The following is an 11,930-nucleotide window of genomic DNA, read 5'->3' as shown; positions in this document are numbered from 1 at the left end:
CGTACCCTGACACATGGTCAACGCCTTCTGGCTTGATCGCGATCTCGAGCGAACCGCGACGTGGCTCGTCGATCGTCACGTCACGAGCAGCGTCTTCGAGTGTTCGATGGTACTGACGACGGCGGTTCAGCGAAACGGCTACCCGGAATCCGACGCGCTGTACTTCACGCATCCCGACCACCCGCTGACTCGCTGGGCAGCGCGGTCCGTCGCCAACTGGCGTTCCCTCCGGGCGTACACCGACGCGGCTCACGAGGAGTGGCGTTACCGCTGGGATCACGAGCCGACGGAGCGCCACGGCTGCTGGGCGACCGTTCGCTCGCTCGACGACGACCGGGTTCGCGGCCTCGAGTGGCCGGCCGAGGGCCATGAGGACCCGCCGCAGGTGACGGGCGGGTGGACGGCCGATGACTACGTCGACGCCTATCGCTACTACTACGCGAACGAGAAGCGCCACCTGTTCGAGTGGTCGAAAGAGCGGTCGATGCCGCCCTGGATCCCGGAGTACACGGTCGACGGGACGGGGTGACAGCCGCTCCGCTCTCGCGTCACGACGGGGACGTGCAGTCTGCAAACGCTACGCGAGACGCGGGGCCGAGAGACCGACCGCTGTCGCGCGAGCGATCGGACTGCGTTCGGCTGCCAGCGCTTCAGTCCGAGACCGGCTCCATTTTGACTCGGTCGTGGAGAGAGGCGAGATAGCGGGCGACCTCGTCGTGGGTGTGAGCCCCGGCGAGGTGGTTTTCGAGGGTCCGATCGAGTTCCAGCACGTCCCGGCAGATCGGACACTCGATCGGCGGGTTGAATGCCATCTGTTCTTCACCATCCGTCCGTTCGAGGGAAAGCGCTACAGCATGCATGTGCCCGCATACGATCCGTCTCGAGCGTGCCATCGATGGCGGTCTCGCGTCGTCTCCAATGGTTCGCGGCGTGCCCTCTTCCCGACGAACCTACGGACGCCCCTCGAGTTGTCGTGACGGAACCGGGACCGCCCGGGTCGTGCAGGCCGAGACGGCTTCCGGGGCGGGACGTTACATTCGACGGAATGAGTCCCACCGTTACCGACGACGATGTCGGCAAGTCCGTCGAAAGTGCAGACGGCGAGACGCTCGGTACCGTCGTCGACGCCGACGCGGAGCGTGCACACCTCGATCCGGAACCGGACATGACCGACTCGATCAAGGCCGTACTCGACTGGGAGCCCGAAACCGGTGACGTCGTCCCGCTCGAGGACGACGCGATCGACGAAATCACCGACGATGCGGTCCGGATCAGGGCCGAGTTTTCGGCCGAAAGCGTTGCGTCGGACGACGAACCCGAACCCGAACTCGAGGGGTGACGACGGGGGATCGGGACGGAGACACCGACGATTGACTCCTCGCCGTCGCCCGGGCGACAGCCGTTCGATCACCGAACGAGAGTCTCGAGCGGCGTCGCGCGGGTTACGTCCTCCCTTCCGAAGGGGAATCCGTCTCGACTGACGGTAGGAGGGTGATAACAATGCCGTCCGTCGGCGACAGTCAACGCAGTGATCAGGAACGTGCTCGCCGTTCGTCACCGGTCGGACCGTGCGACGGCAGATCCCCGGTCCGCGCTCGTGGAGTCGCCGACGTCGCGCTGTCGTCGCCTCCCAACTGACCCGGTGTTCGCGTTGACTAATGTCAGTCACTGAGCGGATCGTCGACGGCTTCAAGGCGACGCTGGGCGCTCGTCTCGTCACCAACCTCGCGAACGGGGTGTTGATGCTCCTGCTCGCGCGGGAACTGCTCACGCCCGACGAGTACGGGTTGTTGTTCTTCGTTATCGCAGTCATCGGCGTCGCGGGGATGTTTACCGACCTCGGAATCGGTCGCTCGGCCGCCCGATACATCTCCGAGTCCAAGGAGACCGATTCCGGCAAGATCCCGTATCTCCTCCGGGCGTCGCTCGGATTTCGACTGGTGTTGATCGGCATCGTTTCCACCACGCTGGTCGTCGGCCACGAGCAACTCGCCGCCCTGCTCGAGACGCCGGAGGCGGCAACGCTATTGCTGGTTGGCGGCGTCTATCTCGTCTTCCAGTCGCTGAACTCTTACACACAGACGGTCTTTCAGGGGTTCAATCAGGTCGAGCTCAGCGCCGTCGTCAGCGTCGTCAACAACGTCACGCGGGTCGGCTTCGTCGTCGCCTTTACCGTCCTCGGACTCGGCGTCGTCGGCGCGATGATGGGCTATCTGGTCGGCGCAGTGCTCGCGGCAGGCGTCGGGATCGTCCTCCTCTACCGACGGTTCTACGTGACCTATGACGACGACGGCGGCGAGAAGACGCTGCGCAATCGAATGCTGCGGTACAGTATCCCGTTGACCGCCTCGACCAGCGCGAGCATTCTCGACAATCGGATCGATACGATTCTCGTCGGATTCTTCCTCAATCCGGTGGCCGTGAGCTACTACGTGCTCAGCAAGCAGATCTCGGAGTTCGTGCTCGTCCCCGCCGGCTCGCTGGGCTTCTCCGTCTCGCCAACCTACGGCGAACAGAAGGCCAACGACGCGCTCGAGGAGGCGGCGCGGATCTACGAGTCGACGCTACAGTACGTCCTCCTCCTCTACATCCCGGCGGCAGTCGGGCTGATCCTCGTCGCCGATCCGGCCATTCGGCTCGTGTTCGGCGCGGACTACGCCGGTGCCGTCCCCGTCCTTCAGTTGATGGCGATCTACGTCATCTTCCAGGCGATTACCAACGTGACCACGAACGGGCTGGATTACCTCGGCCGGGCGTCCGACCGCGCGATCGCGAAGGGAGTCACCTCCGCCGCCAACGCGGTCCTCAACGTGCTCTTGATCCCGCGATTCGGCGTCGCCGGGGCGGCGTTCGCCACCGTCGTCACCTACGGCATCTACACGGCCGTCAACGTCTTCGTGATGTACCGCGAGATCGCGTTCGATTACGGCGGCGTCGGCCGATCGATCGCGCTCATCGCCCTCATTTCCGCGGGGATGGGCGTCGCCGTCCTCATCCTCGTCCCCTACGTCTCGAACTTGATCGCCCTCGCCGGCGTGATCGCACTCGGCGTCGGTATCTGGGGATGCTTGATCACGTTCAGCGGGCTGGTCGATCCTCGAGAGACGCTCGCGCTGTTGACCTAGCTTCGCCGGCGGTTGCTGGTCTTGGCGCTTTCCGGAACTCCCTGCTCGAGACCCAGTTTCGGTCGTCACGTTCTCTCGAGTGTCGACCGACTGCGTTCGAGTAACCGCCTGCCTGCACTGTGTCCGATCGCTCACGCTCGAGTCGCCCCATTCCGGTCCGTTCGTGCGCTCTCGAGAACGAGCGCTCACTCATCGGCTCGCTCATCTCCGGTGGTAACAATACCCTTCCAGAGCGCTATATACCGGTAACACGTTCATATCAAAATAGGATATAGTCGGCATCGAGAATGTGAATACACGACCCCTCGATTCCGATACCGACGGGGCTGCCCGTCGGTCGTTCGTCGATCAGTTCGAGCGGGGTGAGCGACACGCGGCGGTCCAGACCCTGCTCGAGACCGCCGACGAGCCGCGTTCGATACTTACCTCGCTCTTCGGCGTCGGATACGACGGCTGGTACGCCCTCGTCGCCGACGACATCTCCGGCTCCTGTCTCGATCTGACCCCCGGCTGGGGACGGACGACGCCGCTCCTGAGTCGACTCGCCGAGACGGTCTATACGTACCAGCCGACCGATACCGGCAGTCGGCTTCTCGAGGCCCGACCGGCGCTCGAGAGTGCCGACGTCGTATCAGTCGAAGCCGACGACCTCACTTCGGCGGTCCGCGATCGTTCGTTCGCGACGATCGTCACGACGGGACCGCGGGCACCGGACCGCGACTTTTTCGATCACGTGGACAGGCTCACGGCGTCGATCGAGGACGGTGGCACACTTATCACCGAGATAAACGGCTGGCCCCGAACGACCGGAATGACGGATCTGGTCGGCCTCGAGCGCGGGTCGGCGACGGCCGGCGATCGATCCCCGGCGACCGTCTGGCGATCGATTCCCTCGCGGTTCGTCGACGCCCTCGAGGACAGGGGGTTCGACGAGGTCGAACTGTTCGGGCTGCTTCCCGGCGGGAGGCAATACCGGTGGGCGGTACCGGTCGCCGACCCCGACGCCCTCGAGTGGGTATTGGACACGATCGAGGCGGACACGACGGCCGCTGGGCTGCTCCGAGGTGGTGCAACTCTCGCCAACAGGATGGGCGTCGTCACACAGTCGTATCCCAGTTACGTCGCCGTCTGTCGAACGCGGCCGTCGGAGCCGGAAACGGACGCCGAATCGGGGAGGGGGCCCGAGCGGACGCGAGTGCTCCGACGCGGCGCAAACAGGTCGATCGTCTTCGAACTCGCCGACGGCGACCTCGAGTCCGTCCGAAAAGTACCGAACGCCCCCCAGCACGGCCGCTACAACGAACGCGCGGCGTCGACCCTCTCTGCGCTCGCGGCTGCGGACAGCCCGCTGACGGGGACGCTCCCCGACGTGGCGCTCGAGGAGTCCCCGCTCGGTCCGGTGCTGTCGGAACCGCCGGCCGCGGGCACGCCGCTCATGGACGTCGTCGCTCGACTGGAGACGCCGCCCGATCCGGACGCCTTCGCTCGGATCCTCGAGACGGGACTCGACTGGATCGGGAGGCTACAGCGAACGCACGCGGGGCCGCGAGTAACGGTGTCACCGGAGACGGTACATCGAGAGCTGACCTCGGCCGAATTCGACGTGACACCGCCGGCAGTGACCGATCCGGTCGAGTATCCGACGGTCCCCGCACACGGGGACTACCACCCGGGGAACGTCCTCGTCGCCGACGACGGCACGATCGAGCGCGTCATCGACTGGGAGTACAGCGCGCTCGATCGCAACCCCGTCGCCGATCCCGGCTTCTTCACCCTGAAACTCGCCGAGTTCTCCTTCGGCGGCTTCGAGGCGGGCGTCCGGGCCACGTTGCTCGAGGACACGCCCTACGCCGACCGCGTGTACGAGCAGTCGGTCGCGTACTGCGACGCGATCGGCGTTCACCCGCGGACGTTCGGGATCTATCTCGGACACGCGCTCGTGACCCAGACCGACGTTCACTTCCAGTCTGACAGTCCGTGGCGCTTCCACGCGAATCCGCGGGAGAAGTGCGATCGATTGACGTTCCTCTACGACAACCTCGAGGAAATTCGGTGCCGACTCGATCGCCAGCGAACGGAGTCTTCCACAGATTCGCAGCCAGTGGCCGACTCCAGTTCCGACGCAGACACAGCCGAGTCAGGCCATCGCGACTCCGTTCGTGCTGCGGACGCCTCCCTCGAGCAGTCACGTCACCGATGAGCGTCGAGCGACGGGGCCGTTCGACCGGCGGATCGGACCTGCTAACACTGATACCGGCTGCAAAGGAGAGAAGGCGTGATTCGGTTTCAGACGCCGTCCGTGCGTGTGTGGCGTTACTGGATCGAGTACCCTGCTGCAAGGGTGAGCAGGACGACCATGAACACCGCGGTGAGCATCAGGTAGGTGATCGACCGCGGCTCGTCTTTCAGGTGCTGGAAGTAACCGGCGATCAGGGATACCTTGATGACTGCCAGAATCATCGTCCCGCCCACTGCGAGTTCATAGGTGAAGATCTCCGGGAAGTGAAAGAAGACGAACTTCCCCGTCGCTAGCAGTATCAGCGCCACGTAAATCAATGCGTAGTTCCGAATACTCGCCATTGGTGAGGAATGAGACTGACGGATACTTATACCTTCCTCATACGATCGCTCGCCGGGCTGGCCGGCGTCTGCGCGTCCGTCGGAAGGAGATGGTAAATCGACGGTCGTGCGGGACCGACCGCGATCGCACGGAAGCGACACGTAGATGGATCGCGGGTGCGAATCGCCGGCAATGAGTGGACGTTCGGCTCTCCGTCGCCGGACCGGTATCGGGTTCGTGTTCGCCCTCGCGGTGCTCGCGGCGAGCACCGGCGTCGTCGCCGCGAGCAACGTGGCAGCCGGCCTTTCGGGGGGCAGCGACGTGTCGGTTCCGACGTGGCTCTACCTCGCGACCGGCGGCGGTGCCGTCGGTGCCTCGGCGCTGCTGACCATGCTCGTCACCGATCGCGACGTGATCGGGACCTACCACGACCGCGCGCTCGAGACCTCGACTGATCGGCTCCTGGCAGCGGGCTCGCTCCTGCTCGGCGTCCTCGGTCTCCTCGGGCTCGCGCTGATCCTGCTCGCCGGAATCCGGGGTCCCGCAATCGGGTTGGTCAGCGCGACCGTCCTGGTGACGTTCGTCGGCGGGCGAGCGCTACTGACGATCGTCGCGTACGCCGTCGGAAACCCGTGGCCGGCGCTCAATCCCTGGCGGCGGATCGCCGCAGCGCTGCCCAACGGCTACGAATCGTACCCGTCGGCCTTCGGCTCCTGGCCCGCCGTCGTGGCGCTGTTGACGTTCATCTGGCTCGAGGTCGTCGCTCCGCTGACCTCGTCGGCGCGCGCGCTGGTGTTCGTGCTCATCATGTACTCGCTGTTTACGATCTCGAGTGCAGTCGTCTTCTCCCCCGAGACGTGGTTCCGTCGCGGCGATCCGCTCTCGCTGTGGTTTCGACTCTACGGGGCCGTCGCGCCGATTCAGCGCACGGACGACGGGTTCGAACTGCGATTTCCCGGTTCTCGGCTGAGTGACGACGACCTGGTAACTGACACCTCCGTCGTGGCGTTCGTCCTCGCGCTCGTCTGGGAGCTCACCTACAGCGGGTTTATCGTCACTCCCGTCGGCGTCGGGACCGTCAGAGCGTTCGTCGGAATCGGCGTCCCGCCGGTGATCGTCTACCTGCTCTTGCTCGTGGGCGGCTTCGCCCTGTTCTGGAAGGTGTACTGGATCGCGATCGACCGGACCCGCAATCGGGCCGACACGTATCTCTCCCGTCGGTATCTCGGGCTTCGCTTCGCCGCGCCGCTGCTCGCCATCGCGGCCGGCTACCACTTCGCACACTACATCGGCTTTGCGATCTCGCTGTGGCCGTCATTGTTCGACGCGCTGGCGATGCCGCTTTCCCCGCCGCCGAACCCGACCCGGTACGCGCTCCCGGGCTGGTTCGGCTACGTCGAAATCGCCAGCATCCTGCTCGGTCACGTTCTCGCGGTGTGGATCGCCCACACCGTCTCCTTCGACCTCTTTCCCGGCAAGCTGCAGGCGATCAGGAGCCAGTACCCGCTCATCGTCGTGATGGTGTTTTTCACGATGGTGAGCCTCTATCTCGTCTCCCAGGGGTCGATGAGCCCGCCGTACGTTCCGGGGTAACCGTCGTGGCCACCCCTTCACCATCGGTCGCGTTTGGGCTCGCTAACCGCTCGGCCCACTGAACCGGCAAACATTTCCTCCCGCCGTCGCAATTGTCGGTCGAATGGCGATCGATCGACCGCTCGAGCGGGAGTACGAGGTTCCACCGGAGGAAACGCCCGGCAAGACCTGTCCGTACTGCGGCCGGCCGTTCCGATCCGAGCGCTACGCCACGTTCCACATCGGTGTTGATCACGCCGCGGAGTGTTCTGAGGACGAACTCGAGGCGTTCGAAGCCGAACGCGACGACGAGGAGTACGACCTCTTTACGTTCCACTTCAAGGCAGCTATCTCCGTGTTTCTGGTTTACTTCCTGTTTACGTTCGTCTACGCGCTCGTCTGGGCCGGCTAACGCCCGGGGCTCGAGCCGCTCCCGTATCGTGGCTCCGGCCGTCGATGTTGCACTCTCTTTGTTGCCGTCGCTTCGTCTCGCACGTCGTCGCTCGAGCCAGCAGGTTGATTTGTGCCGTCTCGCCGCACTCTCGAGTTCGAAGACGATCGTGAGGACGGGATCGCTGTCGCCTCTCGCCACTCGAGAGGACGATCGACCGCCCGGATCGATACACCAGTATTGGGTACCGACGGGTGTCGTCAGCGAACGCAACGCCGAGGACTCGTAACGTCGTCTCAGTAGTCGTCAGGAAGAACGGTATCGTAATCGAATGCGAACTGAACCCGTGTAGCGGCGGGCCGCTACATCAGGTAGAACAGTGGGAACAGGAAGACCCACACGATGTCGACGAAGTGCCAGTAGAGACCGAAGTACTCCACCGGCATGTGGTCCTCGAGGTAGGCGTCGATCGAGACGACGCGGTAGATCATGAAGCCCGCGATGAGCAGGCCGAGGATGACGTGCAGCGCGTGCAGCCCGGTCGTCACGAAGTACAACGAGTACTCGATCCCGCTGAACCAGTAGTGACCGGCGTCGAACTTGCTGCTGTACTCGAAGGCCTTGACGCCCATGAACACGAACCCGAGCAGGACCGTCGCGCTGAGTGCGCCGAGCAGTCCCTTCTTGTTTCCGCGTTCGGCCATCACGTGCGCGAGGATGACCGTGAAACTCGAGGTCAACAGGACGTACGTGTTGAACAGCCCCGCCATGGTGATCGACTCGAGGTGCCAGTTATGCCAGCCGCCGTGAATGCGCATGAAGATGTACGCACCGATGGCGGCCCCGAAGACGACGACGTCAGAGGCCAGGAAGACCCAGACGCCCATCTTTTCGTTGCTGATGCCGCCGAACGGCCAGCGTTCGGCGATCGCCATCTCGGGAGCGTCGAACTGCTCGCGGCCGAACTGGAACAGCGTGATCCCCATCAGGCCGAGCCCGAGCGCGGTCAGTATCGGGTAGACGATACTCTGGTTGGGTGCAGAGGCCAGGGTCACGAAGTCGCCGACATCGCTGTGGATGTGCGACTCGACGAACGAGTAGACGTACGGCGTGATGCCGCTGAGCCCGAGGAAGAAGACGAAGGTCCCGGCACCGATGCCGACCGGCCAGATGCTGGCGTGGTCGGCGTGTTCCTCTTCGTGCTTCTCGGCGGTCGCGGTCGCTCCGTGGGCGACGCCGCCATCGGTCGCCGCGGGGGCGTCGTCGACGAACTCGAGTCGACCGCTCGCGTAGCTGGGACGGTTCGGCCAGTTCTCGAGCGGTGGCGGCGAGGGGATCGCCCACTCGGCGGTTCGCGAGAACGTCCACGGGTTGTCCGGTGCGTCGGGGCCGGACAGCAGGCTCTTCCCGAGCGTGATGAACACGAGCAGCACACCCGCACCGAGGACGAACGCCCCGACGGTCGCCATCTGGTGGTAGAGCTGTGCGCTCTCGGCGTAGTGGAAGACGCGCCGCGGCGTCTCCCACGCGAGGAACATCGGGAAGTACAGCAGGTTGAAGCCGACGAAGTAGACCGCGAAGCTGAGCTTCCCGAGCCGTTCGGAGTACATCTTCCCCGTAATCTTCGGCCACCAGTAGTAGAGGCCGGCGAACAGCGCGGTGACACCGGAGACCATCACGTAGTGGAAGTGGGCGACGACCCAGTAGGTCCCGCGGAACTCGTAGTCGAGGACGACCGCACCGAGGAAGACGCCGGTGATCCCGCCGAGGATGAACAACACGAGCGCACCCAGCGAGAACAGGAACGGCGTCGTAAAGCGCACGCGACCCTTGACCATCGTGTAGATCAGCGCGAAGACCATCAGGTCGAAGGGCAGCGAGATACCGATCGTCGTCGCCATAAAGAGCGTCTTGATCGGGAGGTTGATCGTCGACAGGAACATGTGGTGCATCCAGACCAGGAAGGACTGGACGGCCACCAGGACCATCGCGATGATGACCCACTTCCGGCCGACGAGTCGTCGACCACAGAAGGTCTGGAACGTCTCGAACATGATTCCCAGCGCCGGGAAGAAGACGATGTACACCTCCGGATGGCCGAAGAACCAGAACAGATGTGCCCACAACAGGCTCGAGCCCTGGTCAGTGGCGAAGTACTGTGTGAGGAACAGGCGGTCGACCGACAGCAACAGGAGCGCTGCCAGCAGCGCCGCGAACGCGAACAGCATCATCCAGATGGTCAGCAGCCACGACCAGGAGAACATCGGGATATTCCAGAGACCGAGCCCTTCGGCTCGAGACCGGTGCATCGTCACGAGGAAGTTTACCGACCCGATCGTGATCGACACGACGAACAGGGTTAGCGCGAGGATCGTCGCGTTACTGCCGGCAGTCGCCCCGATCGCCGGTGTATACACCGGAACGTTCAGTGGGGCGTACATCGTCCAGCCGCCGGAGAACGTGCCTCCCTGGAAGAACGAGATCCCCATGAGGATTCCCGAGAACAGGTAGAACCAGTAACTCAGGGCGTTCAGTCGCGGGAACGCGAGGTCTTTCGCGCCGATCTGCAGGGGAACGAAGTAGTTCGCAAAGCCGCTCGCGATCGGCGAGAGGAACCAGAAGACCATTATCAGTCCGTGCGCGGAGACCGACTGATAGTACTGATCGTTCGACAGCAGCGCGCTGCCGCCAAACTGCATGCCGCCCGACTCCCAGAGATGGGCGCGGAACAGCAGGGCAAGGACACCACCGAAGATGAGGAAGAACAGCGATGTCGTGATGTACAGGATTCCGACGTCCTTGTGGTTCGTCGTTACTAACCACCGCTTGACCGATTTCATCGGCGGGAGATCACTCATCAGGCCTCACCTCCGTCGTTCGTGTCGCTTTCATTGGTTTCACTTTCCGTCGCGTTCAGCTCGAGCGTGAAGGACTCGTCGACCGGACCGGTCATGTCGAACTGCTCTTCGACCGGTTCGAACTGCTGACCGCCCTCGGTCGGTGAGATCGTTACGTTGTAGACGCCGCCCTGTTCGATGTCGCTGACGTTGCTGACCGTGATCGTCCCGTTATCGAACTGGTCGTCCGTGTAGGTCTCTTCGAAGTCCCACTCCTGACTCTCGAGGGTCATCTCGTATCCGACATCTCCGTATCCGGTTTCTTCGGAGACGGGAGTCTCGTTCCCGTCTTGAACCGTAATCGACATCGTCAACTGCTCGTTCATCCACTCGTCGAACGCGTCGGGTTCCATAACCTGAGCTTCTCCGGTCATCGAGGTATGGAACTCGCCACAGAGCTCGAAGCACTTGATCTCGTACGTTCCGGGTTCCTCGGCTTCGAACCACGTTTCGTCGTACTCGCCCGGGATCGCGTCGGCTTTCACCCGTTGATCGGGGATACCGAACGCGTGCCAGACGTCGCCCGACGTCACCTGGAGCCAGACTCGTTCGTCTGCGGGGACTCGGAGCGTTCTTGTCGATTCGATTCCGTTGTCATACTCGAAGTACCACGCGAAGCTATCGCCGGTCACATCGACGTTGAGTGCCTCTTCTTGGTTGCCGTCTCCGGGACTTTCGACGTACAGGAGCATCGTGTACGTCCAGATCACCAGGGAAATGACGATGATGGCACTGATGCCAAATGAGAGGAACAGTTTTTTCCCGCCCTTTCCGCCTGTCGGTAACTCCCCGACGGATGGCAGATCCTCGTCTTCCTCGGCGGCCTCGCCGGTATCACGGTACTTGTACGCGTTGTACAACGTGTACGCGACAACGGCGATACCGACGAGCGTCCCGAGTCCGAGGAATACCACGAAGATATTCTCGAACACGTCGACGCGGGTCCGCTGCATCGGGGCAATGAGTGCGCTGTAGATTGTATTCATCTCTTTTGTCGGCCAGTTATATGTCGGACGATGGTTGCTGGGGGCACTTATCTATTTGGAAACCGCCCGGACGCGCCCGTCTCTCGAGTCAGACTGCGGTTCGTGGTTCGATCGGCGGACCGTCCACCGCCGTCAGTTTTCCTCATCACGATGTCGTTGGTGTCGACGACCTTTTCTTTATCGTTCTTTCGGCCGGACGACGCCCGTCGGAGATGAATCATCGCGTAGTCGGGCGAACACGTTCGTGGCCGCGGCAACTGAGAGGGGGTCTCGTCGCCACCCGGACGGTTCGTGATTCTCGACTCGGTCGTGCCTCTCGGTCCCCTATTCCGACGCTCTGATCGGCTCCGATACTTCCTCGAGAACGGTGTTGTCGGGTCGACTGGCGGATCGACGAGT

General features: G+C 63.4%; 10 protein-coding genes. 6 read left to right on the top strand and 4 right to left on the bottom strand.

What is annotated here, in order from left to right:
* The first annotated feature begins 13 nt into the window (after nt 1–13).
* Nucleotides 14–529 carry a hypothetical protein gene (locus LDH74_RS12390; RefSeq protein ID WP_226039034.1) on the top strand — a complete coding sequence of 172 codons (516 nt, stop codon included), beginning with the start codon at nt 14–16 and terminating at the stop codon, nt 527–529.
* Nucleotides 530–650: 121 nt separating this feature from the next.
* On the opposite strand, the gene LDH74_RS12385 is transcribed toward LDH74_RS12390, so the two are convergent.
* Nucleotides 651–812, bottom strand: coding sequence for a hypothetical protein (locus LDH74_RS12385; RefSeq protein ID WP_226039033.1), 162 nt, complete (start codon nt 810–812; stop codon nt 651–653).
* Between the two features lie 233 nt (nt 813–1,045).
* On the opposite strand from LDH74_RS12385, the gene LDH74_RS12380 reads away from it, so the two are divergent.
* The 3 genes from LDH74_RS12380 to LDH74_RS12370 all read left to right on the top strand — a co-directional run bounded on the left by LDH74_RS12380 (nt 1,046) and on the right by LDH74_RS12370 (nt 5,325).
* Nucleotides 1,046–1,339, top strand: a complete 294-nt coding sequence (locus tag LDH74_RS12380; RefSeq protein ID WP_226039032.1) for a hypothetical protein — start codon at nt 1,046–1,048, stop codon at nt 1,337–1,339.
* A 319-nt stretch (nt 1,340–1,658) separates the two neighbouring features.
* Nucleotides 1,659–3,125 carry a flippase gene (locus LDH74_RS12375; protein ID WP_226039031.1) on the top strand — a complete coding sequence of 489 codons (1,467 nt, stop codon included), beginning with the start codon at nt 1,659–1,661 and terminating at the stop codon, nt 3,123–3,125.
* 289 nt (nt 3,126–3,414) lie between these two features.
* Nucleotides 3,415–5,325, top strand: a complete 1,911-nt coding sequence (locus LDH74_RS12370) for a phosphotransferase (protein ID WP_226039030.1) — start codon at nt 3,415–3,417, stop codon at nt 5,323–5,325.
* Nucleotides 5,326–5,438: 113 nt separating this feature from the next.
* Here the strand turns inward: LDH74_RS12370 and LDH74_RS12365 are convergent, their stop codons facing one another.
* On the bottom strand, nt 5,439–5,705 hold the full coding sequence (locus tag LDH74_RS12365) for a cytochrome C oxidase subunit IV family protein (RefSeq protein WP_098725852.1): 267 nt from the start codon (nt 5,703–5,705) through the stop codon (nt 5,439–5,441).
* Nucleotides 5,706–5,877: 172 nt separating this feature from the next.
* Between LDH74_RS12365 and LDH74_RS12360 the strand changes: the two genes are divergently transcribed.
* Both LDH74_RS12360 and LDH74_RS12355 read left to right on the top strand, forming a co-directional pair.
* Nucleotides 5,878–7,278 carry a hypothetical protein gene (locus tag LDH74_RS12360; protein WP_226039029.1) on the top strand — a complete coding sequence of 467 codons (1,401 nt, stop codon included), beginning with the start codon at nt 5,878–5,880 and terminating at the stop codon, nt 7,276–7,278.
* A 103-nt stretch (nt 7,279–7,381) separates the two neighbouring features.
* Nucleotides 7,382–7,669, top strand: a complete 288-nt coding sequence (locus LDH74_RS12355; protein ID WP_226039028.1) for a hypothetical protein — start codon at nt 7,382–7,384, stop codon at nt 7,667–7,669.
* Nucleotides 7,670–8,010: 341 nt separating this feature from the next.
* Here LDH74_RS12355 and LDH74_RS12350 read toward each other — a convergent pair whose 3' ends face one another.
* Together LDH74_RS12350 and coxB are read right to left on the bottom strand one after the other, a co-directional pair.
* Complete coding sequence (locus tag LDH74_RS12350) at nt 8,011–10,506, bottom strand: cbb3-type cytochrome c oxidase subunit I (protein ID WP_226039027.1); 2,496 nt, start codon at nt 10,504–10,506, stop codon at nt 8,011–8,013.
* On the bottom strand, nt 10,506–11,531 hold the full coding sequence (gene coxB / locus LDH74_RS12345) for a cytochrome c oxidase subunit II (protein WP_226039026.1): 1,026 nt from the start codon (nt 11,529–11,531) through the stop codon (nt 10,506–10,508). Before coxB ends, LDH74_RS12350 begins: the two co-directional genes overlap by 1 nt.
* Nucleotides 11,532–11,930 lie beyond the last annotated feature (399 nt).

This window comes from Natrinema sp. DC36 (assembly GCF_020405225.1).
In the GTDB taxonomy this organism is placed as follows: Archaea; Halobacteriota; Halobacteria; order Halobacteriales; family Natrialbaceae; genus Natrinema.
This window is presented reverse-complemented; position numbering and strand designations above follow the sequence as displayed.